We start from the raw sequence: 21,196 nt of genomic DNA on the forward strand, positions 1-21,196 counted from the left end.
GCGCGAAAGGACTTTGAACAGCAATGGCCGACGAGACCCCGACCCCCGAGACCCCCTCCGCACCCGTCCCCGAGGTCACCCCCGAGGGCGCCCCGGCCCCGCTGGCGGGTGTCGGCATGCGCGTCGAGCCCGTCGGGCTCGAGACGGAGATGCAGCGCTCGTACCTCGACTACGCGATGAGCGTCATCGTCTCGCGTGCGCTGCCCGACGTCCGCGACGGCCTCAAGCCGGTGCACCGCCGCGTGCTGTACGCCATGTACGACGGCGGCTACCGCCCCGAGCGCGGCTTCTACAAGTGCGCGCGCGTCGTCGGTGACGTCATGGGTACGTACCACCCGCACGGCGACGCCTCCATCTACGACGCCCTCGTCCGCCTGGCCCAGCCGTGGGCCATGCGGATGCCGCTGGTGGACTCCAACGGCAACTTCGGTTCGCCGGGCAACGACCCGGCCGCCGCCATGCGGTACACCGAGTGCAAGATGGCGCCGCTGTCGATGGAGATGGTCCGGGACATCGACGAGGAGACCGTCGACTTCCAGGACAACTACGACGGCCGCAACCAGGAGCCCACGGTCCTGCCGTCGCGCTTCCCGAACCTGCTGGTCAACGGCTCGGCCGGCATCGCGGTCGGCATGGCGACCAACATCCCGCCGCACAACCTGCGTGAGGTCGCCGAGGGCGCCCAGTGGTACCTGGCCAACCCCGAGGCCACCCCCGAGGAGCTGCTCGACGCGCTCGTCGAGCGCATCAAGGGCCCCGACTTCCCGACCGGCGCCCTCGTGGTCGGCCGCAAGGGCATCGAGGAGGCGTACCGCACGGGCCGCGGCTCGATCACCATGCGCGCCGTGGTCGAGGTCGAGGAGATCCAGAACCGCCAGTGCCTGGTGGTCACCGAGCTGCCCTACCAGGTCAACCCGGACAACCTCGCGCAGAAGATCGCCGACCTGGTGAAGGACGGCCGGATCGGCGGCATCGCCGACGTCCGCGACGAGACCTCCTCGCGCACCGGCCAGCGCCTGGTGATCGTCCTCAAGCGGGACGCGGTCGCCAAGGTCGTCCTCAACAACCTCTACAAGCACACCGACCTCCAGACCAACTTCGGCGCGAACATGCTCGCGCTGGTCGACGGCGTGCCCCGGACCCTGTCGCTGGACGCCTTCATCCGCAACTGGGTCACCCACCAGATCGAGGTCATCGTCCGGCGCACCCGCTTCCGGCTGCGCAAGGCCGAGGAGCGCGCCCACATCCTGCGCGGCCTGCTCAAGGCGCTCGACGCGATCGACGAGGTCATCGCCCTCATCCGGCGCAGCGACACCGTCGACGTCGCGCGCAGCGGCCTGATGGGCCTGCTGGAGATCGACGAGATCCAGGCCAACGCCATCCTCGAGATGCAGCTGCGCCGCCTGGCCGCCCTGGAGCGGCAGAAGATCGTCGCCGAGCACGACGACCTCCAGGCGAAGATCGACGAGTACAACGCCATCCTGGCCTCGCCGGAGCGGCAGCGCGCGATCATCAGCGAGGAACTGACCCAGATCGTCGAGAAGTTCGGCGACGACCGGCGCTCCCAGCTGGTGCCCTTCGACGGCGACATGTCCATGGAGGACCTGATCGCCGAGGAGGACATCGTCGTCACGATCACGCGCAGCGGCTATGTGAAGCGCACGCGGATCGAGGACTACCGCTCGCAGAAGCGCGGTGGCAAGGGCGTCCGCGGCACCAAGCTGAAGGAAGAGGACATCGTCGACCACTTCTTCGTGTCGACGACGCACCACTGGCTGCTGTTCTTCACCAACAAGGGCCGCGTCTACCGGGCCAAGGCGTACGAGCTGCCGGACGCCGGCCGGGACGCGCGCGGCCAGCACGTGGCCAACCTGCTGGCCTTCCAGCCGGACGAGAAGATCGCCCAGATCCTCGCCGTCCGCGACTACGAGGCCGCGCCCTACCTGGTGCTCGCCACCAAGTCGGGCCTGGTGAAGAAGACCCCGCTGAAGGACTACGACTCGCCGCGCTCCGGCGGCGTCATCGCCATCAACCTCCGCGAGACGGAGGCCGGCGGCGAGGACGAGCTGATCGGTGCCGAGCTGGTGTCCGCGGACGACGACCTGCTGCTGATCAGCAAGAAGGCGCAGTCGATCCGCTTCACCGCTTCGGACGACGCCCTGCGCCCGATGGGCCGTGCGACGTCCGGTGTGAAGGGCATGAGCTTCCGCGAGGGCGACGAGCTGCTGTCGATGAACGTGGTCCGGCCGGGCACGTTCGTGTTCACCGCCACCGACGGCGGCTACGCGAAGCGCACCAACGTCGACGAGTACCGCGTCCAGGGCCGTGGCGGTCTGGGCATCAAGGCCGCGAAGATCGTCGAGGACCGCGGTTCGCTCGTCGGGGCCCTGGTGGTGGACGAGAGCGACGAGATCCTGGCGATCACCCTCGGCGGCGGCGTCATCCGGACCCGGGTCAGCGAAGTCAGGGAGACGGGCCGTGACACCATGGGCGTCCAACTGATCAACCTGGGCAAGCGCGATGCCGTCGTGGGCATCGCCCGCAACGCCGAGGCCGGTCGCGAGGCTGAGGAGGTCGACGAGTCGGCCGACGCGGCCGAGGTCGACGGGTCGCAGGCGGCCGAGGGCGTGGCGCCCCCGGCCGAGGACACCGAGGAGTAAGTCGTGAGCCGAGCCACGGGCACCGTCACCGCATCGGGCGGGGACGGTGCCCGTGGCCCGTTCGACGGCGCGGCGCCCGTGCAGGGCGCCGGCTCCCGGGGCGGTGGTGCCAGGCCCGCAGGCAGGGGGAGAACCATGACGGAGACCACGGGTCCACAGCCCTACCACCCGCCGAAGGCGTACGAGCCTCCGGCCGACCGTTCCGCTTCCCGCCCGGAGGACGGTTCCGGTTCCGCCTCGTCGGCGGCCCGGACGGCGTCCGCCAAGGGCGCGCGTCCCGCCAAGCGGGACGGGAAGCAGGACAAGAAGACCGACCCCCGGACGGATCCCCGGACGGCCGCACCGGCCGCGCCGGCCGCCGGGAAGCAGACCGGGAAGCCGGCCGCCGAGGACGGCGCCAAGGGCACCGGCAAGGAGCCGGCCGGAGAGCCGGCCAGGCTGACCAAGTCTGCCGGGGAGTCTGCCGGGGAGCCCGCCGAGGGGACGGCCGGGGAGCCGCAGGCCCCCAAGGCCACCCCGCGCCCCGCGCAGAAGGCCCCCCAGAAGGGCGGCCAGAGCGCTCGGCAGGCCCCCCAGAAGCCCGCCAAGGGCGCCGGGACGGTGCCGGCCCCCGCCCGCCCCGTCGACGACGTGCCGGGCGGCCAGGACGCCCGGCAGCGCCCCGCCGCGCCCCGCCCGGCGGCACCCGCCGCCCGGAGCCGTACCGCCCGGCTGCGCGTGGCCAAGGCCGACCCCTGGTCGGTGATGAAGGTCAGCTTCCTGCTGTCCGTGGCGCTGGGCGTGTGCACCATCGTGGCCGCCACCGTGCTGTGGCTGGTCATGGACGCCATGGGCGTCTTCTCCGCCATCGGCGGCACGGTCAGCGACGCCACCAGCTCCAGCGAGGGCGGCGGCTTCGACCTGGAGTCGTTCCTGTCGCTGCCGCACGTGCTGCTCTTCACGTCCGTCATCGCCGTCATCGACGTGGTGCTGGCCACCGCCCTGGCCACCCTGGGCGCCTTCGTCTACAACCTCGCCGCCGGGTTCGTGGGCGGCGTGGAGCTCACGCTCGCGGAGGACGAGTAGCGGTCGAGCGCGCGGGGCCCGGGGCACGATTTTGGGACTGGGCCCCACGTGCGCTAATGTTTTCCGTGTCGCGAGGGGCTATAGCTCAGACGGTTAGAGCGCTTCCCTGATAAGGAAGAGGCCACAGGTTCAAGTCCTGTTAGCCCCACCGCCTCGGTCGGCCCGAACGGACAATTCCGTTCGGGCCGATCGCTTTTGTCACCGGGGGTCCAGGTCACCGATCGGTATCGGCCGGTGTGTATCATCGGCCACCAGAGGTCCCCTTACGTCTAAGGAAAGACGAGGTCGCGCGGTGAAGAAGCTCCTCCTGGTCGCACTGGCCGCCATCGGCGGGCTCCTCGTGTACCGGCAGATCCAGGCCGATCGCGCCGAGCAGGACCTGTGGACGGAGGCGACCGACTCCGTGCCCGCAGGTACCAACGCCTGACTCGCACACAACAGTCTCGAAGCGGGGCCCCGGCCGTTCACGGCCGGGGCCCCGCTCTGTTGCGTTGCGGCAGTGAACGCCCCCTGTGACGCAGACCACGTATCAGCCCGGGAGCTCAGGCCGCCATCAGCGCCCACACGCCCACGGCCAGGCACAACAACGCCAGCAGCAGCACGGCGAGGGGCGCGGTGACGCGTACGGGGGCGGTGACGCGTACGGGCGCGGGGTACGGGCGGGTGGCCGGCGGTTGCGCCGGCGGGGGCGGCACGGCGGGCAAGGGGGGCAGGGGCGGTACCGCGGGCGGCGGCGGTACGGATTCCGTTTCGGGCCGCGTCGCCGGCTCCGTTTCCGGCTCCGGTACCGGCTTCGTTTCCGGCACCGGCTGCGTTTCCGGTCCGTCCGGGCCGTAGCCGGGCGGCAGGGGGCCCAGCTGGTCGAAGACCTCGATGCGCTCCTCGTCGGCCGGCGGCTCGGCCAGCAGCTCCACGGCGGCGGCGAGGGCCTTGCGGGCGCCCGCGGCGGTACGGAAGCGGGCGTACGGGTCCGGGTGCAGCAGATGCGCGAGGACGTCCCACAGCGGCGCGGGGACTTCCTGCGGCGGGCCCGGCACGCCCTGCTCCGTGAAACGCTCGACGAGGGCCTCGGCGTCGGGTTTCCGGCCGGTGAGGAGATAGAGCGCCACGAGGCCGACGGCGAAGAGGTCGGCGGGGAAGTCCGGTTCCTCGCCCAGCATTTGCTCGGGCGCGAAGTAACCCGGCGTCCCCATCACCAGGTTGGTCTCCGTGAGCCGCGGCTCGCCCTTCCGCATGGCGATGCCGAAATCGGAGAGCCGTAAGTGCGGCCGGCCGGTGCCGGTGGCCTCCAGGAGCAGGTTGGCGGGTTTGATGTCGCGGTGGACGACGCCCTCGGCGTGCACCGCGGTGAGGGCGGACAGCAGCTGGTCGAGCAGGACGCAGACGTACCGCGGCGGCAGGGGGCCGTAGTCGCCGATGAGGTGGGCCAGCGAGCCGCCGCCCACCATCTCCATGGTGAACAGCACCTTGTCGTCGTCGGCCGCCCAGTTCATCGGCGCGAGGACGTGGGGGTGGTCGATGCGCAGCGCCTGTTCGCGGACGAACCTCAGCAGCGTGTGGGCGTCGCTCTGCTGGAGCACCTTGGCCGCCACGTAGCGCCGCCGCCGGTGGTCCCAGGTCCGCCAGACGGCTCCCGCCCCGCCGCGGCCGATCGGATCCACCAGCTGGTACCGACCGGCGAAGACCTCGCCCATGAGCTTCGCCTCACCCCCGCCCCGCGCCGGCCCCGCCCGGCGTGCGTTCAGCTCTGGTGCGCCTCGTAGTGCGCCACGGCCTCCGAGGTCCGTCCGGCGCCGTACACGCGGAGGAACTCGGCCAGTTCGGGGTGGGTGGGGGAGAGCAGCTGGGCGGCCTCGATGATGTCGCCGGCGCCGGCCACCGAGCGCAGCAGCGACTGGATCTCGCGCACGACGCGCCGCACGGTCGGGGCACCGCTGCTGGCCGTGGTCTGCGTGGAGTTGAGGACGGACCCGCCCGAGCTGCGCTTGACCTCCTCCATGCGCTCGGCGGCCTCGGCGGCGCTCACGGTGCCGTCGGCGACCTGCCGGGACAGCTCCTGGAGCGCCTGGACGCGCTGGACGACGGCCGGGTTGCCGATCTTCGCCCGCTGACCGCTCATCAGCTGTGAGAGCATGGGGGCGGAGAGACCCAGCACGGAGGCCAGCCGGGCCTGGTTGAGGCCGAGGTCGTCGATGAGACGGCGGAACAGCGCCCCCAGCGGCTCCCCGTACCAGCTCCGCTGCAGCTCTCGCGCGCGGGCGGTGGCTTCTTGCTGTGCTGCGTCCATCTCGCTCTCCCCTTCGCTTCGCTGCCGCGAATCTCGCGGTGCATCCTACGGAGAGCGGTGGGTCGCGGCGATACCCGGTCGGGAAACACCCCGGGCACCGGGTAGTCTGGTCCCAGCGGGGCCTTAGCTCAGTTGGTAGAGCGCTGTCTTTGCATGGCAGATGTCAGGGGTTCGACTCCCCTAGGCTCCACTCTCTTGCACCCCTCTGACCTGCGAAAACGCGGTCAGAGGGGTCTTTTTGTCCCGGTTTTCCGTGTTGACGTGTCAGCACGGACGGCCGTGCAAAGTGTGTGGGGGAGCTCGGAGATGGATCCCCTGGTATCCGGCGGCGTGGATGCGTGGCCGGAGACGAGCCGTGTCCCCGGCAAACGGGCGCGGCGAGCCACTGGTACGACGTCCGAAGGCGCGGCTGTCCGGCCGGCCGGCGTGACAGGTCGTACGTGTGCCCTGCCGTTAGCGTGAAGACATGGCACGCGTCGTGATCGTCGAGGACGACGACACCATCGGGGACAGGCTCACCGCGATGCTGCGCGCCCAGGGGTACGAGAGCGAGTGGTGTCCCGACGGTGCGGCCGCGCTCGCCCGGGCCGCCCGGGAGCCCGCCGAACTGGTGCTGCTGGACCTGGGGCTGCCGGACGTCGACGGGTTCGAGCTGTGCCGTCGCCTGCGGGAGCGGCTTCCCGGTGCGGTGCTGGTGGTGCTGACGGCCCGGACCGGGGAGATGGACGTCGTCGAGGCCCTGGAGTCGGGTGCGGACGACTATCTGACGAAGCCGTTCCGGCTCGCCGAGCTCCAGGCACGGATCGCGGCCCATCTGCGGCGCGCCTCACCCGGCGGTCGCGGTGCGGGCGACGCCGTACGGATCCGCCACGGTGCCCTGCTGATCGATCTCGCCGCCCGGCGCTGTCTCACCCCGGTGGGGGAGGTGGAGCTGCGGCCGAAGGAGTTCGACCTCCTCGCCCGGCTGGCCGCCTCCGTCGGGCAGGCGGTCAGCCGGGAAGATCTGATGAGTGATGTGTGGGACGAGAACTGGTTCGGCGCCACCAAGACCTTGGACGTCCACGTGGCCGCGTTGCGCCGCAAGCTCGGTGAGAGGGTGCGGATCACGACGCTGCGGCACTTCGGATACCGGCTCGAACCGCCGCCGGGGCACTGACCGTGCGGCACCGTGTCCTCCGGGCGATCACTGTCGCCGTGGTGTGCGCGGTGATGCTGTTCGCCGTTCCGCTGGCCGTGGCGGTGTTCCGGCTGTACCGGCAGGAGGAGGTCCGTGTGCTGCAGGAACTCGCCGAACGGACGACGGTGGACGTGCCGGCGAATGTGCACGACACACGGGACCCGATGGAGGTGCCCCGCGCCGAGCCCGGCACCCGGGTCGCCGTGTACGACGACAGGGCGCATCTCGTCACCGGTTCCGGGCCGGTGCGGGGCGACGGTCCCGTGCGGGACGCCCTGACCGGCAGGACTTCGTCAGGGGAGCTGGGCGACTGGTTGGTGACGGCGGTCCCTGTGGGGGCCGGGGAGCGGGTCCGGGCGGTGGTGCGGGCCGGGTCGCCGGCCCGCGGGCCGTTGCGGCGAGCGGCGCTGACCTGGGCGGGCATGGCGGGACTGGCGGCGGTCGCGGTCGGCGTGGGGGTGGCGCTGTCCGTGCGGTCCAGCCGCCGCCTCGCGCGGCCGCTGGAGGCGCTCGCCGCGACGGCCCGGCGGCTGGAGAGCGGAGACCTGGCGGCACGGGCCGCCGCCTGCGGTCTGCCGGAGGCCGACGAGGTGGCCGCCGCCCTCAACCGCGCTGCCGAACGCGTCGAGCGGCTCCTGGGGCGGGAGCGGGCCTTCAGCGCGGACGCCTCCCATCAGCTGCGCACCGCACTGACCCGGGCGCGCCTGGAGCTGGAGAGCGCGCCGGCCACCGGCGCGCCCGGGCCGCGCGACGCGACGCGCACCGCCCTGGACTCGCTCGCCGCCATGGAGGCCACACTGGGCGATCTGCTGTCCTTGGCCCGGGACGTGCCGGAGCGGGCGCCGCTGCATCTGAACGCGCTGCTCGCCGATGCCGAGCGGCGCTGGCACGGCGAACTGGCGGCAGCCGGACGGCCCCTGCGGGTCGTCGTCGAGGAGGGGCTGCCCGAGGCGGTCGGCTCACCGCGCGCGGCCCGGCAGGTGCTGGATGTCCTGCTGTCCAACGCCGCCGTCCATGGCCGGGGCGTGGTGACGGTACGGGCCAGGGACGCCGCCGGAGTGGTGGCTGTGGATGTGGAGGACGAGGGCCCCGGCCTGCCTGATGACGAGGACGTCTTCGCCCGGCGGCGGGATGACGGCGGCGGGCATGGAATCGGGCTCGCGCTCGCCCGTTCCCTGGTGGAGGCCGAGGGCGGTCGGCTGAGGGTGTCGAGGAGGTCCCCCCACCCTTGTTTCACCTGGCTGATCGCCGGCGGGCCGGAAGGGCCGGAGCCGTGACCGGCCTGTTCGGGATCACAGCTCCCTCAGCTCCGTGAGCGGTGGCCGCCGGGCGTGCCGCACCGCCGTCCAGGCGGCCACCGCCAGGGCCGCCGCTACGGCCGCGGCCAGGGCGCCGAGGTAGTCCCACGGCACGGCGAGGGCCGACGGGGGCGGGTCGAAAACGCCGGAGAGGACCTTGACCAGCATCTCGGACAGGGCCCAGCCCAGTACGGCGCCGGCGGCCGCGCCGGCCGTGGCGACCAGGCCCGCCTCGCTCCACACGAACCCGGACAGCTGCCGCCCCCGGGCGCCCAGTACGGAGGCGAGTGCCAGGGTGCGCCGCCGCTCGGCCAGGCCGAGGGCGAGCACGAGGCCGCCCGCCGCCGCTCCGATGGCAAGGGCGAAGCCGAGTTCGACGCGGGTGAGACCGCTCAGGTCCACGGCGGTGAGGCTGGAGCCGGTCACCGTCCGGGCCGACGGCAGGTCCGAGACGTGCGCGGTGGGGCCGAGCGTTGCCCGGACGTGCCGGGCCACGGCTTGCTGTCCGGTGCCGCCGGTGTCGACGAGCAGGGTGCCGGCGGTGTCGTTCCCGGTCGCACGGGCGACATAGGAGGCGTTGGCCACCAGGAAGCTGTCCTTGGGGGCGGTCGGGAATTCCTTGACGACGCCCGCGAAGTGGAAGACGACGGGCCGCAGCCGGTGGGTGCGGTTGTCCTGGAGGCGCAGGCTGACCTGGTCGCCGGGGTTGAGCTGGAAGTCCTTGGCTGTCTCGGCGCTGACGAGCAGCCCGTCGGGCTGACGGGCCAGGTGGTCCATCACCTGCCGGGCGGTGCCGCCGGAGAAGTACGCGTCCTGCAGCCTGCCCGCCGCCACGACGGTGGACGGCCGGACCCCGTACAGATCCTGCAGATCCGGGCCGACGTAGGCGAAGCGGTGCTGCAGTGGCTCCACCCGCCGCACCCCGGGCAGCGCCGCCACCCGTGCCGCGTCCGCCGCGCTCGTGGTGGAGCCGGGGGATTCGGTGACGGTGACGTCGGCGCCGTTGGAGAGGACCGCGTCGACTTCGGCCTGCTGGCGGTAGGTGGAGTTGAACACGGCCGTCGAGGCGGCGAACGCCGTCGCCAGTGCCAGCAGGACCACGCCCCGCAGCACCGTGCCGCGCTGCCGCGACAGGCTCGCCGCGACCGTCCCGGACAAGGGCCCCGCCAGTGGACGCAGCAGCCGCGCCAGCACCGGCCGGCCGCGCCGCAGCACCAGGTCCGCCACCAGCCAGGCCAGCAGCGCTCCGCCTGCCCACAGCAGCGCGGGCCCGGCGAACGCCCAGTAGTCCACCGACAGGGTGGGCGTGCCCTCGGGAGCGAGGACGAGGGCGTAATTCGTACGGCTGGTGACCCGGAACACCGCCAGCGACCCCAGCAGCAGCCCGGCGGCCAGTACCCACCACGCGGCGCGCGGCACGGAGCGGTGCTCCACCGCCGTGCGCCCTGCGACGACCGTGGACGCCTTGAGGTCCCGGCGGGCGGGCAGCAGGACGGTGGCACCCGCGATGGCCGCCCCCGCGACGATCGCGGCCACTGCCCAGTCGGCGGCGAACGTGCCGGCCGTGCCGAAGGCCACCCTGCCCAGCAACGCCGCGATGCCCAGTCCCGCCGCCCCGCCGGCGGCGGCCACGACCACGGCCTCCACGGCCGCCAGGCCGAGGAGCCGCCCCGCCGGGGCACCGCGCGCCCGCAGCAGCGACTGCTCCCGGCGCCGCCGCTGAGCCCCCGATCCTGCAACCGCCGCCGTGAGCGCGCCCGCCAGCAGCGCGCCGGGGACGCCGAGGAAGAGGAAGAGCGTCTGCGCGTACAGGGCGTCCGAGCGGGCCGCGCCCAGCACGGCGCCCAGGTTGTCGCCGACGACCGCGGTCCCGGCCAGCCGCGCCTCCGCGTTGTGCGCGCTGCCGGTCGCCGCCACGTACGCGGATGCCGGGTCGTGCGGCAGCGTGTGGCTGCGCCGCACGTGGATCTGGTCGTGGACGAGATCGGGGCGGCCTTTGGCCATCGGGTCGAAGGTGGCGTGCCAGCGGCCCTGGGGCAGCAGCACGACGTTGTCCGGCGGTGCCGTCGGTTGCGACTGCGGCGGTGCGCCGACGTTCTGGAAGAGCGAGTCGGCGTGGGGCAGGTCCACCACGCCGTCCACCCGGACCTTCACCGGCGGCAGTCCGGCGCGTCCGACGGTCACCGTGTCGCCCGGGGCCGCGTGGAGGTTCGCGGCGGTCTGCTGCGCCAGCAGCACCCCGTTGCCGCGGCCGGCCAGCACCCGGATCTCGCCGGGGAAGGCCGCGCCGTACCCGTCCGGAAGACCCAGTACCACGCCGGGGCCGGTGGCCTGGGAGGTGCCCGCGGCGGTGGCGGCCAGGCCGCTGGTGCCGGCGTATCCGACGGGCAGGGCCGTCCGGGTGCCCGGGACGTTCCGCACCGTGGTCAGCGCCGTTCGGGTGTCGGTGCCGCTCACCGTCTGCACCTGCCAGTCCACGACGACCCCGCGCACGGACTGGGCGGTCATCGTCGCCCGCGTCGCACCGAGGAAACCGCCGAGCGCCGCCAGGAGCGCCACGGCCATGGCCACGCCGGCCGCGACTCCGAGAAGTCGTCCGCCGCGCCGGCGCAGCAGACCGGACAGCCATATCCTGATCACCTTGGGTCCCCTTCCCTCTCCGGCCGGGCCTCCGGCTGGACCAGCCGTCCGTCGGCCATGTACCAGCGGATGTCCAGGGCACGGGCGACGAGCGGGTCGTGGGTCGTCACCAGGACCGCCGCCCCCAGCTCGGCGGCGGCGGTCAGCAGCACCGTCAGTACCTGACGGCCCGTGGCGCGGTCCAGCTGGCCGGTCGGCTCGTCGGCCAGCACGAGGGCGGGCCCACGTGCCAGCACTCTGGCCACCGCGACGCGCTGGGCCTGCCCGGCCGACAGGTCGTCCGGCAGCCGGCCGGCCAGCGGCTCCAGGTCCAGGCTTCGCAGGGCCGCCCTCGTGCGGGACGCGACCTCGTCCCCCGGCACGCCGTCGATCCGCAGGGGGAGCGCGACGTTCTCGGCGGCGGTGAGCGGGGGCAGTAGGCTCGGGCCCTGGAAGACGACGCCGATATGCCGGGCGAGCCCCCGCGCGTCCTCCCCGCCGAGCCCCGGGTGACTCACCCGGCCCGTCGTGGGCCGGTCCAGGCCCGCCATCAGGTGCAGCAGGGTGGACTTGCCCGAACCCGACGGTCCCACCACGCAGACGCGGGCGCCGGGCGGCACCGAACAGGTCACACTGTGCACCGCGACCACGGCCGCCGGCCCGCGGCCGTAGGTACGGGCCGCGTTCTCGCAGCGGACCAGCGGCACGCCCACGGCGGGGGCCACGGCGCCCATCACGTCCACCTCCCGTCCCGCAGCCGCAGCACCCGGTCGGCGACCGCCGCCACGGCCCGGCTGTGGGTGACCACGACGACCGCCGTGCCGTCGGCGGCCCGCTCGCGCAGCAGGGCCAGCAGCCGCCGCTCGGTCTCTCCGTCCACCTCACCGGTCGGCTCGTCGGCGAGCAGCACCTCCGGCGCGTTGGCGAGAGCGACGGCAAGACCGGCACGAGCCGCCTCCCCTCCGGACAACTGGCGTGGCAGTGCGTCCGCGCGGTGCGCGATGCCCGTCCGCTCCAGCAGTTCCTGCGGCGGCACCCGGGTCCGCGCGGCCACCAGCCGCTGGACGAGCGCGACGTTGTCCCGCACGGTGAGGTGCTCCAGCAGGTTGCCCGACTGGAACACCATCCCGATGTGCCGTGCGCGGATGCCGCTCCGCTCGCGTTCGGGCCGGTGGCTGAGCCGCTCACCGGCGACGGTCACGGTGCCGCCGTCGGGCTCGTCGAGACCGGCCAGACAGTTGAGCAGGGTGGTCTTCCCCGAGCCCGACGGCCCGGTCACGGCCACGGTCTCGCCGCTGCCGACTTCCAGCCCCACGCCCTGCAACGCGAACGTCTCCTCCTCCCCGGCCCGGAAGAACCGGTACAGGGAGCGGGCGCTGAGTACGGGCACGGTCATCACGACCACCGGAAGGAGTCGGTGACGGTCCGCCAGGGATCGACGTTGTCCGCCCCCACGCCGCCGGACAGCGTCAGTACGGCCTCACCCTTGCCGGGCGAGAAGAAGACGTACCGCTGGACGTCCAAGGGGACGCTCTTGCCGGTCACCTGGTCGGGCGCCGAGTCGGCGTGGTACTCGGCGAGTACCGCCTTGCCGCCCTTGCGCTGTACCTCGGTCACCGAGACCAGGGAGAAATGCCTGCTGCCGGCCTGGATCTCGGGTATGTCGCGCATGCGTACGGAGTCGACGGTGGGAGCCGTCGTGGCAGGGACGCGCTCGGCACGCACACTGTTGAACTTGTCGGTGAACACCGTCGCCGCCCCCTGAGAACTGCGCGACCAGCCCTCCGGCACCTTCACCGTGAAGGCACCGTCAGGGGACGACCAGGGCACGAACGCCTGGGTGTCGGGTATGTCGCCCGGCGGATTCGTATCCGCCGGCTTCTGCTGCTGTGAGGATGACGGCGGCGGGTGCGAAGGGGGCGACGACGAGGAGCAGGCCGCGGCTCCGGCTCCGGCGACCAGGGCCAGACCGGCCGCGGCGGCGGCGAGCGGACGACGCATGACAGGCACCTCCACAGCGGTGCGGGCGGCCGGAAAGCCGCCTCCGGTTCTCCGTCTCTGCTCCCACGCTAGGAGCCCCCCGGTCAGCGCCCGCACCGCGCGAGGTAAGCGCGCGGTGAAAAAAACGGCCACCGGACGGACCGTCCCCGCCCCCGGGTGACCGAGGGCCCTCGGTTGGGCTTGCAAGCTCATTACGTTGCGTTGTCCGGGCTACCCGGCGCGTGGTGGCGGCTGTGCGCCTGCCGGTGGCCTCCTGCTTCCGGGCGTTGTTGCATAGGCATTGCAGGTACGAATCATCGGCGCCTACGGTGTGCCGTCCCTTGGCCACCGACGGAAGGATTCCCTGTGACGACCACCGGTTCCTCCACCGTCCCCGGCATACGTCCTTCGCGCTGGCGACGTGCGGCAGGAGCTGTTTCTCGCCATGAGTGGCGGCGGCTCGGTGGGATGGCCGCCGTCATCCTGGCCCTGCATGCCGTCGGCTGGTTCACCCTGGTCGTGCTCGTGACCCCGGAGCACTACAGCCTGGGCACGAAGACCTTCGGTATCGGGATCGGGGTGACCGCCTACACCCTGGGGATGCGGCACGCCTTCGACGCCGACCACATCGCGGCGATCGACAACACGACCCGCAAGCTGATGCACTCCGGCCGGCGGCCGCTGTCGGTGGGTTTCTGGTTCTCCCTCGGGCACTCCAGCGTCGTCTTCGCCCTGGCCTTCCTGCTCTCCCTCGGCGTCAAGAGCCTGGCCGGGCCGGTGGAGCACGACGACTCGGAGCTGCACGACGTCACGGGCTGGATCGGCACGACCGTCTCCGGTGTGTTCCTCTACGTGATCGCCCTCATCAACGTGGTGATCCTGGCCGGGCTCTGGAAGGTCTTCCGGCAGATGCGCGCCGGCCACTTCGACGAGGCGGCACTGGAGGAGCAGCTGAACCATCGCGGGTTCATGAACCGCCTGCTGGGCCGGATGATGAAGTCGGTCACCCAGCCGTGGCAGATGTATCCGCTGGGCCTGCTGTTCGGCCTCGGCTTCGACACCGCGACCGAGGTCGCGCTGCTGGTCCTGGCCGGTTCCGGGGCCGCCTCCGGTCTGCCCTGGTACGCGATCCTGTGTCTGCCGGTGCTGTTCGCGGCGGGGATGTCGCTGCTGGACACCATCGACGGTACGTTCATGAACTTCGCCTACGGCTGGGCCTTCTCCAAGCCGGTGCGCAAGGTCTACTACAACCTCACCGTCACCGGCCTGTCGGTCGCCGTCGCCCTGCTGATCGGCACCGTGGAACTCCTGGCACTCCTGGCCGACAAGGCCGGCCTCCACGGGCCGTTCTGGGACTGGATCGGCGGCTTGGACCTGAACACGATCGGCTTCGCCATCGTCGCCCTGTTCGCCGCCACCTGGGCCATCGCCCTGGCCGTATGGAGGCTCGCCCGCATCGAGGAGAAGTGGACCGCCCGCGTCCAGACCGGCGAGGCGGCCCCCGACTGACCCCCGGACCAGTTTTGCCCGCCCGGAGGCCCCGGACGGGCGCCGTGATCTGCCCCGACCGGGTTGCGAGGTCTCCGGCGTCGTGCGGGCCGGACCGCGGCGTCGTACCGGTCAGGCGGCTCCGAGGAGTGCCCGTGCCGGGCCGCCGCGCAGTCGGGAGACGACCGGTGCGGCCGGCCGGCGCGTGACGGCCACGACGGCGGCTCCGAGGAGGATGCCGACGAGGGCTCCCACGAGGACGTCGTGGGGGTAGTGGGCGCCGACGTAGACGCGCGACGCGGCCATGAGGATCGCCGCGGGCCAGGCCAGTGCGGCCAGGCGCCGGTTGACCAGCAGGAGGCCGGCGGCCACGGCGAAGGCGACGGTGGTGTGGTTGCTGGGGAAGGCGTAGTCGTTGGCCGGAGGGCACGTTTCGATGAGGAAGTCGTGCGGCAGGGCCCGGCAGGGGCGCGCTTCCTGGAAGACGGATTTGACGCCGTCGTTCACGAGGTAGGCGATGACGGCCGCGACCGGGGTGAGCAGTGCGGCGGCCATGGTGCGTGCGTCGCGGGGGCGGGCCAGCCACCACGCGGCGAGCAGAAGGAGGCCGAAGAGGGCGATGCCGTAGGTCGTGTAGAAGGCCACCGCGCCGTTGAGCCAGCGCGTGTGGTGCGCGAAGTCGGTGACGTCGGTGTAGAGGCCGCCGTCTATCGCGGCTCCGTCGAGGCCGGGCGGAGCGGAGGCGGTCGTCATCGTCAGTGGGTCCCATCGTGTGAACGGGCGCGGGCCCCGCGCGGGCGCGGTCCGTTGGCAGGCGGCGGCGTGCGGTCGGCTCGCGCGGGTGACTACACGCCGGTAGACGATAACGGAAGGCGGGCGGTTCCACGCGCCCGGGCGGAGCGGCTGTGATCAGCGAGCGATCTCACCCTGGGCGACTTCGACCTCGTGGTGGAGATCGGCCATGCCGGTCGCCGTGGCGCCCACGGAGGCGGTGGCGCAGGCGGCGAGGAGGAGGGCGATCCACGGCGTGACCCTGTGGCGCCGGGGCGGGGGGCCGGTGAGGAGGGCGGCGACGCGGCGGGGAACGGGGCCGGCGGTCGCCGCCGGTACGACGGCGGGCCGGCCGGAGCGGTGGGCGCTGGAGGCGAGGGCCGCGCGGGCGATGGCGCGGGCGGTCAGGCGCCGGTCGCCGACGGTGGCGGCAGCGGCTTCGTCGGCCATGCGCTCGGCCGCGTACCGGATGGCGTCACGGACGGGGCGCAGGGCCGGGTGGCAGTGGGCGGCGAGTTCGGCCGCAGCCAGGAAGTAGTGGTGGCGGTAGGTGTTGTGGGCGCGTTCGTGGGCGAAGAGGACCTCGCGTTCGGCCGCGTCGAGACTGCGGATCATCGCGGTGGTGATCACGACGCGGCCGGGCCGGCCGGGCAGGGCGTAGGCGTCCGGCCGCGGCGAGTCGACGATGCACAGGTCCCCCGCCGCCGGACGGCGGGCGGCCTCGGTGTGGGCGGCCCGCAGCCCTCTGGCCTGCCGGACGGCGGAGCGGGTCAGCGTCCAGCCGCCGACGGCGAGCAGGCCGGCCGCCGCCGCGGCCGACGGCACGGCGACGGCGTCCCACGGGGTGCGCAGGGGGTGGACGAGCTCCCCGAGCGACGCGAAGGCGGGCACTTTCAGCAGGCCCGTGAGGACGAGGGCGCCCAGCGCGGTCAGTGAACCGCCGGCCAGCGCGAGTGCGGCGAGGGTCAGCACCCACAAGGCGGGGGCGGGGGCGAGCCGCCGCGCGGTGCGCCGTGCCAGTGCGGGCGCGACGAGGGGGAGCAGCAGCGGGAGCAGCAGGAGGGCGGTCATTGTTCCTCCGCGTCCAGCAGGTCTCTCAGGAGACGTTCGTCGTCGGGGCTGAGGTGGGCGACGAAGCGGGCCAGGACGGTTTCGCGGTCGGCGTCCCGTTCGAGTTCGCTGTGCATGCGCAGGGCCGTCAGGCCCGGAGCGTCCTGGACGGGGAAGTAGGCGTAGCCGCGGCCCTGGCGCCGGCGTCCGGCTATGCCTTTGTCGTGCAGCCGGGCCAGGGTCGTGGTCACCGTGGTCCTGGCCGGGTCGTGCGGGAGGGCCGCCTGCACCTCGGCCGGCGTCAGGGGGGTTCCCGCGGCCCACAGCACGGCCAGGACCCCGGCCTCCAGCTCGCCCGCCGGCCGGCGCTCGTCCTTCGCGTTCGTCATGGGAACGTTCCTTCACCCTGCCGTCGTCTACACACCAGTAGACCGTCTATATGCTTGTAGTCAGCCGGGGTGCCGTGCAGGCCGCCCGCTCCCTCATTATGGAAGGGCACGCGACGATGTCCGCACCTTTGTTCGCCACGGCGTCGCCGCTCGCCGTGAATGTCCTGGACGCCCAGTCACTCCTGGCGGCCTTCGGGGTGCTCGGGGTCGGCGTCGTGCTGTTCGCCGAGACGGGCCTGCTGGTCGGGTTCTTCCTGCCCGGCGACTCCCTGCTCTTCACCGCCGGTCTGCTGTGCACCGGCTCGTCGGCCACCGGCGTGCACCTGTCGCTGGCGCCCCTGCTGATCGTGGCCGTCGCCGGGACGCTGACGGGCTCGCAGTGCGGCTACCTGATCGGCAGGAAGGCCGGCGGCGCCCTGCTCGCCCGCAGCCGCTCCGCCCGGCTGCGGGAAGGAGCCCGGCGGGCGGAGGAACTGCTGGCCCGGTACGGCATCGCCAAGGCGATCGTGCTGGCCCGGTTCGTGCCCGTGGTCCGCACGGTGCTCAACCCCATGGCCGGTGCCCTGGGCGTACCGGCGCGTTCGTTCACGCTCTGGCAGGTGACCGGCGGGCTGCTGTGGACGGTGGGCCTGACCCTGGCCGGCTACGCCCTGGGCTCGTCCATCCCCAGCGTCGACCGGTACCTCCTGCCCCTCGTGGCGCTGATCGTCGTGCTCTCGCTCCTGCCGCTCCTGTCCGAGCTCCTGCGCTCCCGTCGCGCCGCGGCCGGGCGGCGGGGCGGGGCCGGCGAGTGATCCGGCGACGTACGGCGGCCGCGGCGGGCCTCGCGGCCCTGGCCGGCTTCGCGCTGCTGGCCGGCATCGTCACCGCACGGGGTGGTTCCCCGCTGCCCGTGGACCGCGCCCTGCTCTCGTGGGCCGTCGGTCACCGCCCCGCCACGGCGGTGACCGCGATACGGAGGCTGACCGATACGGGTACGGGCGCGATCCCCTATGTACTGGCCGCCGTGGCGGGTGTCATCGCGGGGCGTACGAAGCGCCGCAAGCTGATCGCTGCCGCCGCGAGCCTGCTGTGCCTGGGCGCGGGGCAGCTCCTGCGGCGGGCGGTGCTCCACCTGATCGGCCGGCCCCGCCCGCCGGCCGGTGAGTGGGCGACGCACGCGTCGGGGTGGTCGTTCCCCTCCGGCCATGCCACCACGGCGGCCCTCACGGCCGCGCTGCTGATCACGGCCGTACTCCTGCGCTCGTTCCCCGGCCGCACGCTCGTTGTCGCGGTCATCGGCTGCTGGGGTGCCGCGGTCGGGCTGACCCGCGTCCACCTCGGGGTCCACTGGTTCAGCGACGTCATCGGCGGCTGGCTCTTCGCCCTCGCCTGGTACGCGGCGTGCGTCGTGGCAGCCGCCCGGTGGCTGCCCGCGCTCACCACCCCCGCGCAGAAGAACGGAACGGATCCGGGGCACGATGCCGGCCCCCGCCCGAGTCGGTGAAGGAGACAGGTGCGGCACACCATCCTGGTCGTCGACGACGACCACGCCCTGCGGGACGTGCTGCTGCGCGGCCTGCGTGACGAGGGCTTCACGGCGGTAGGGGCCCGGGACGGTGCCGGCGCCCTGCGCCTGGCCGGTGACGCCGTCGACGCGGTGGTCCTGGACGTCGGGTTGCCCGACGCGGACGGGCGCGACGTGTGCCAGGCGATGCGGGCCAACGGCTTCCGGGCGCCCGTACTCTTCCTGACGGCCCACCACCGGCTCACCGACCGCCTCGGCGGATTCTCCGCCGGCGGCGACGACTACCTGACCAAGCCGTTCCACCTCGTGGAACTCGCTGCCCGCCTGCGAGCGGCGATCAAGCGGGCGGGGCGGGAGGCACCGGCCCGTACGGGGGACCTGTCGCTGGACCCGGCCCGCTTCACCGCCGGCGTGGCCGGGCGTGACACCGCCCTCACCCCGACGGAGTTCCGTCTGCTGGCCACGCTCATGGCCGCCCGCGGCGACATCGTGGGCCGGCGCGAACTGGTCCGGGCCGGCTGGCCCGAAGGCGCCCGTGTCAGCGACAACACCCTCGACCAGTACCTGAGCCGGCTACGGCGCAAACTGCGGGAAGCGGGCAGCGACCTGACCATCCGCACCACACGAGGGATCGGGCACCGGCTGGTATGACGACGACCCGCGGGGCCCTGTGGCCCCGTACCCTGGGCGGCCGCCTCTCGCTGGTGGCCCTCGCCACGGCGACCCTGGTGATGGTGGCCCTCACCGTGTTGTTCAACGTCGTCGCCCGCACCCATCTGCGGCGCCAGGCCGACGACGAACTGCGCACCCGCGCCGAGGCCGTGGCCACCACCGTGGACACCCGCCACGACCCGGTACGCGTGCGTGAGACGGCGGACGACGCACTGCTCGACACGAATGTGTGGATCTACGCCGGCGCCCGGCTGCTCGAACGCCCCGCCTCGGCCCCGGCCGGCAGCACTCTCACCGAAGCCGCCGCCCGGCTCGCCGCACCCGGCAGCACCCGGAGGTGCGCCACCATCGAGGCCCACGGTCCCCTGCGCCTGTGTTCCCGGCCCGTCGGCGACCCCGCCCCGCACACTCCACCGCGCGCCGTCGTCGTCACCGCCCTGGACCTCTCCCCCTACCGGGCCTCGGCGGACACCCTGCTCCTCGCCTCCCTCGCCCTGGGCGCGACGATCCTCGTCTGCACCTACGTCCTCACCCGCCTCGCGGTCGGACGGGCCCTCCACCCGGTGCGGACCATGACCGAACAGGCCACCCGGTGGAGCGCCGTCGCTTCCGACGAACGCTTCGGCACCACCGACCGCCCCCTCGAACTGGCGCGGCTGGGAGTCTCCCTGGACGGCCTGCTGGACCGCATCCGCGCGGTGCTGCGGCACGAACAGCGGCTCACCGCCGAGCTGTCGCACGAACTGCGCAACCCCCTCGCCCGCATCACCGCGGAACTGGACTGGTGGCGGGTACGGCCCCGTTCGGCCGAGGAAACCCGGGCCACACACGCCAGACTCGCGGACGCGGCCCAGTGCATGCGGACGATCTGCGACACCCTCCTCGACGACGCCCGCGACAGTGCCCGCACCGCCCCCGGCACCACCGGAGTCCTGCCCGTACTGGACCGCCTCACCGCGGCGGTCCCCGCCGACGGCCCGGCCACTGTGACGGTGAGCTGCCCGCACACGCTGACGGTGGGCGTCCCCGCCGCCCTGCTGGAACGGATCGTCAGCCCCCTCCTCGACAACGCGCTGCGCCACGCCCGCTTCCGCGTCCTCATCAGGGCCGGGCAGCACCCGGACGGCAGCGTGTGCGTCGAGATCACCGATGACGGTCCGGGCGTCCCGGGCTCCTTCACGGATCGGCTGTTCCAGCCGGGTCACCGTGCCGACCCGGACGACGGGCACGGCGGTGCGGGCCTCGGACTGCCGCTCGCGCGACGCCTGGCCCGCTCCGCCGGCGGCGACGTGCGGCACGACGCCCGGCACGCCCCGGGCGCCGCCTTCGTCATCAGCCTTCCCGCGGCGTGAGGCGTTCCCGCTCGGTCACGTCCCGGCGCGTCACCGTCAGGAACACCACCAGGCCGGCGATGACGGCGAGGAAGAGCCCGCTGGTGACCACCGTGCCCAGCCCCAGGCCGCCGTCCGCGGCAGGCTGGGACAGGTAGTCGCCGGCCGAGGCGCCGAGCGGCCGGGTCAGGACGTAGGCGATCCAGAAGCTCCACACCGCGTCCAGGCCGAGGGCGAAGCGCGCCACCGCGACGGCGGCGATCACCGAGGCGAACAACACGGCGGACAGCCAGTAGCCCAAGTCCACGCGCTCGGCGACCAGGTCGCCGGCCGCGGTGCCCAGGGCGAAGGTGCACAGCACCGCCAGCCAGTAGAAGCCCTCCCGCCGGACGCTGTCGACATGGTGGATCGACAGGGTCCGCTCACTGCGGTACCAGACGGCGAACACTCCGGTCAGCGCGACGGCGAACACGCCGGTGCTGACCGGGAGCGGCACCCCCAGATTGTCGGTCAGGTTGTCGGTGATCAGCGTCCCGACGACGCTGACCAGGGCCACGACCAGCCAGTACGGACCGGGACGGTAGGACCGGGCCCGGAACTGCGCCACCAGCGCCGCCGCCAGCAGCGCGCTCATCAACAGCGACACACCCGTCAGCCCCAGACCGGCCCTGCTGTTGAGCAGATCCGCTGCGGTCTCACCGACCGTTGTGCACAACACCTTGATCACCCAGAAGTACAGCGTGACTTCGGGGACCTTGTTCCACGGCAGCCGGCGGACGGTGCCCACGCCATCAGCGACGCGCGCGTCCGGTACTTCGGTGGTTTCGGAGATCTCAGGGGTCATGGCGCCCGACTGTGCCACCGCCGACCTGAACGCATCCTGACCACGTCCCGGATCCGCC

The 21,196-nt window shown here is 73.1% G+C and carries 20 protein-coding genes and 2 tRNA genes; 12 read left to right on the forward strand and 10 right to left on the reverse strand.

Going from position 1 to position 21,196, the window contains the following annotated elements:
- Nucleotides 1-23: 23 nt before the first annotated feature.
- From gyrA to IE305_RS32970, 4 genes are all read left to right on the forward strand, one after another.
- A complete protein-coding gene (gene gyrA / locus IE305_RS12725) occupies nt 24-2,660 on the forward strand; it encodes a DNA gyrase subunit A (RefSeq protein ID WP_190129652.1) in 2,637 nt (878 codons plus the stop codon).
- 438 nt (nt 2,661-3,098) lie between these two features.
- Entirely contained in the window at nt 3,099-3,725 is a 627-nt protein-coding gene (locus IE305_RS12730; RefSeq protein WP_190129873.1) for a DUF3566 domain-containing protein, read from the forward strand.
- 74 nt (nt 3,726-3,799) lie between these two features.
- Nucleotides 3,800-3,873: transfer RNA gene (locus IE305_RS12735), tRNA-Ile, on the forward strand.
- Between the two features lie 144 nt (nt 3,874-4,017).
- A complete protein-coding gene (locus IE305_RS32970; protein WP_229890884.1) occupies nt 4,018-4,152 on the forward strand; it encodes a DLW-39 family protein in 135 nt (44 codons plus the stop codon).
- 115 nt (nt 4,153-4,267) lie between these two features.
- Here the strand turns inward: IE305_RS32970 and IE305_RS12745 are convergent, their stop codons facing one another.
- Nucleotides 4,268-5,419 carry a serine/threonine-protein kinase gene (locus tag IE305_RS12745; protein ID WP_190129653.1) on the reverse strand — a complete coding sequence of 384 codons (1,152 nt, stop codon included), beginning with the start codon at nt 5,417-5,419 and terminating at the stop codon, nt 4,268-4,270.
- A gap of 47 nt (nt 5,420-5,466) precedes the next feature.
- Nucleotides 5,467-6,012, reverse strand: a complete 546-nt coding sequence (locus IE305_RS12750; protein WP_190129654.1) for a helix-turn-helix domain-containing protein — start codon at nt 6,010-6,012, stop codon at nt 5,467-5,469.
- Between the two features lie 117 nt (nt 6,013-6,129).
- Here IE305_RS12750 and IE305_RS12755 point away from each other — a divergent pair.
- From IE305_RS12755 to IE305_RS12765, 3 genes are all read left to right on the forward strand, one after another.
- A tRNA-Ala gene (locus tag IE305_RS12755) sits at nt 6,130-6,202 on the forward strand.
- A 276-nt stretch (nt 6,203-6,478) separates the two neighbouring features.
- Nucleotides 6,479-7,168 carry a response regulator transcription factor gene (locus IE305_RS12760; protein ID WP_004939855.1) on the forward strand — a complete coding sequence of 230 codons (690 nt, stop codon included), beginning with the start codon at nt 6,479-6,481 and terminating at the stop codon, nt 7,166-7,168.
- A gap of 2 nt (nt 7,169-7,170) precedes the next feature.
- Nucleotides 7,171-8,466 (forward strand): sensor histidine kinase, encoded by a 1,296-nt coding sequence (locus IE305_RS12765; protein WP_004939858.1) that lies wholly within the window; start codon nt 7,171-7,173, stop codon nt 8,464-8,466.
- Between the two features lie 15 nt (nt 8,467-8,481).
- Here IE305_RS12765 and IE305_RS12770 read toward each other — a convergent pair whose 3' ends face one another.
- The 4 genes from IE305_RS12770 to IE305_RS12785 are packed head-to-tail and all read right to left on the reverse strand — an operon-like array spanning nt 8,482 to nt 13,107.
- Nucleotides 8,482-11,127 carry an FtsX-like permease family protein gene (locus IE305_RS12770; protein ID WP_190129655.1) on the reverse strand — a complete coding sequence of 882 codons (2,646 nt, stop codon included), beginning with the start codon at nt 11,125-11,127 and terminating at the stop codon, nt 8,482-8,484.
- Nucleotides 11,124-11,840 (reverse strand): ABC transporter ATP-binding protein, encoded by a 717-nt coding sequence (locus tag IE305_RS12775; protein ID WP_004939861.1) that lies wholly within the window; start codon nt 11,838-11,840, stop codon nt 11,124-11,126. Before IE305_RS12775 ends, IE305_RS12770 begins: the two co-directional genes overlap by 4 nt.
- Nucleotides 11,840-12,502, reverse strand: coding sequence for an ABC transporter ATP-binding protein (locus IE305_RS12780; protein WP_040887933.1), 663 nt, complete (start codon nt 12,500-12,502; stop codon nt 11,840-11,842). Before IE305_RS12780 ends, IE305_RS12775 begins: the two co-directional genes overlap by 1 nt.
- Nucleotides 12,502-13,107 (reverse strand): hypothetical protein, encoded by a 606-nt coding sequence (locus IE305_RS12785; protein ID WP_004939865.1) that lies wholly within the window; start codon nt 13,105-13,107, stop codon nt 12,502-12,504. Before IE305_RS12785 ends, IE305_RS12780 begins: the two co-directional genes overlap by 1 nt.
- A 447-nt stretch (nt 13,108-13,554) precedes the next feature.
- On the opposite strand from IE305_RS12785, the gene nicT reads away from it, so the two are divergent.
- A complete protein-coding gene (gene nicT, locus IE305_RS12790) occupies nt 13,555-14,595 on the forward strand; it encodes a Nickel transporter NicT (RefSeq protein WP_004939867.1) in 1,041 nt (346 codons plus the stop codon).
- 111 nt (nt 14,596-14,706) lie between these two features.
- Here nicT and IE305_RS12795 read toward each other — a convergent pair whose 3' ends face one another.
- The 3 genes from IE305_RS12795 to IE305_RS12805 form a co-directional block, all read right to left on the reverse strand.
- Nucleotides 14,707-15,327 (reverse strand): phosphatase PAP2 family protein, encoded by a 621-nt coding sequence (locus IE305_RS12795; protein WP_004939869.1) that lies wholly within the window; start codon nt 15,325-15,327, stop codon nt 14,707-14,709.
- A gap of 156 nt (nt 15,328-15,483) precedes the next feature.
- Nucleotides 15,484-16,416: a M56 family metallopeptidase gene (locus IE305_RS12800; RefSeq protein WP_004939870.1), complete on the reverse strand. Its 933-nt coding sequence runs from the start codon at nt 16,414-16,416 to the stop codon at nt 15,484-15,486.
- Nucleotides 16,413-16,784 (reverse strand): BlaI/MecI/CopY family transcriptional regulator, encoded by a 372-nt coding sequence (locus tag IE305_RS12805; RefSeq protein WP_004939872.1) that lies wholly within the window; start codon nt 16,782-16,784, stop codon nt 16,413-16,415. The genes IE305_RS12800 and IE305_RS12805 overlap by 4 nt, the downstream gene beginning before the upstream one ends.
- A gap of 116 nt (nt 16,785-16,900) precedes the next feature.
- On the opposite strand from IE305_RS12805, the gene IE305_RS12810 reads away from it, so the two are divergent.
- From IE305_RS12810 to IE305_RS12825, 4 genes are read left to right on the forward strand one after another with little or no spacing between them, the layout of a single operon-like run.
- Nucleotides 16,901-17,578 (forward strand): DedA family protein, encoded by a 678-nt coding sequence (locus IE305_RS12810; protein ID WP_040887897.1) that lies wholly within the window; start codon nt 16,901-16,903, stop codon nt 17,576-17,578.
- Entirely contained in the window at nt 17,575-18,270 is a 696-nt protein-coding gene (locus IE305_RS12815; RefSeq protein WP_004939876.1) for a phosphatase PAP2 family protein, read from the forward strand. The genes IE305_RS12810 and IE305_RS12815 overlap by 4 nt, the downstream gene beginning before the upstream one ends.
- Nucleotides 18,271-18,279: 9 nt before the next feature.
- Nucleotides 18,280-18,942, forward strand: coding sequence for a response regulator transcription factor (locus tag IE305_RS12820; protein WP_004939877.1), 663 nt, complete (start codon nt 18,280-18,282; stop codon nt 18,940-18,942).
- Nucleotides 18,939-20,315, forward strand: a complete 1,377-nt coding sequence (locus IE305_RS12825) for a sensor histidine kinase (RefSeq protein ID WP_004939880.1) — start codon at nt 18,939-18,941, stop codon at nt 20,313-20,315. The genes IE305_RS12820 and IE305_RS12825 overlap by 4 nt, the downstream gene beginning before the upstream one ends.
- Here the strand turns inward: IE305_RS12825 and IE305_RS12830 are convergent.
- Complete coding sequence (locus IE305_RS12830; protein WP_004939882.1) at nt 20,296-21,138, reverse strand: COG4705 family protein; 843 nt, start codon at nt 21,136-21,138, stop codon at nt 20,296-20,298. The two genes, IE305_RS12825 and IE305_RS12830, sit on opposite strands and share 20 nt — an antisense overlap.
- Nucleotides 21,139-21,196 lie beyond the last annotated feature (58 nt).

The sequence above is a fragment of the Streptomyces mashuensis genome (assembly GCF_014654785.1).
Classification (GTDB): Bacteria; Actinomycetota; Actinomycetes; order Streptomycetales; family Streptomycetaceae; genus Streptomyces; species Streptomyces mashuensis.

Excerpts from the sequence above, each read along its gene's own strand:
- gyrA (WP_190129652.1), top strand. The coding sequence starts at position 24 with ATGGCCGACGAGACCCCGACCCCCGAGACCCCCTCCGCACCCGTCCCC.
- IE305_RS12745 (WP_190129653.1), bottom strand. The coding sequence starts at position 5,419 with ATGGGCGAGGTCTTCGCCGGTCGGTACCAGCTGGTGGATCCGATCGGC.
- IE305_RS12750 (WP_190129654.1), bottom strand. The coding sequence starts at position 6,012 with ATGGACGCAGCACAGCAAGAAGCCACCGCCCGCGCGCGAGAGCTGCAG.
- IE305_RS12760 (WP_004939855.1), top strand. The coding sequence starts at position 6,479 with ATGGCACGCGTCGTGATCGTCGAGGACGACGACACCATCGGGGACAGG.
- IE305_RS12775 (WP_004939861.1), bottom strand. The coding sequence starts at position 11,840 with ATGGGCGCCGTGGCCCCCGCCGTGGGCGTGCCGCTGGTCCGCTGCGAG.
- IE305_RS12780 (WP_040887933.1), bottom strand. The coding sequence starts at position 12,502 with ATGACCGTGCCCGTACTCAGCGCCCGCTCCCTGTACCGGTTCTTCCGG.
- IE305_RS12785 (WP_004939865.1), bottom strand. The coding sequence starts at position 13,107 with ATGCGTCGTCCGCTCGCCGCCGCCGCGGCCGGTCTGGCCCTGGTCGCC.
- nicT (WP_004939867.1), top strand. The coding sequence starts at position 13,555 with ATGGCCGCCGTCATCCTGGCCCTGCATGCCGTCGGCTGGTTCACCCTG.
- IE305_RS12795 (WP_004939869.1), bottom strand. The coding sequence starts at position 15,327 with ATGACGACCGCCTCCGCTCCGCCCGGCCTCGACGGAGCCGCGATAGAC.
- IE305_RS12800 (WP_004939870.1), bottom strand. The coding sequence starts at position 16,416 with ATGACCGCCCTCCTGCTGCTCCCGCTGCTGCTCCCCCTCGTCGCGCCC.
- IE305_RS12805 (WP_004939872.1), bottom strand. The coding sequence starts at position 16,784 with ATGACGAACGCGAAGGACGAGCGCCGGCCGGCGGGCGAGCTGGAGGCC.
- IE305_RS12810 (WP_040887897.1), top strand. The coding sequence starts at position 16,901 with ATGTCCGCACCTTTGTTCGCCACGGCGTCGCCGCTCGCCGTGAATGTC.
- IE305_RS12825 (WP_004939880.1), top strand. The coding sequence starts at position 18,939 with ATGACGACGACCCGCGGGGCCCTGTGGCCCCGTACCCTGGGCGGCCGC.
- IE305_RS12830 (WP_004939882.1), bottom strand. The coding sequence starts at position 21,138 with ATGACCCCTGAGATCTCCGAAACCACCGAAGTACCGGACGCGCGCGTC.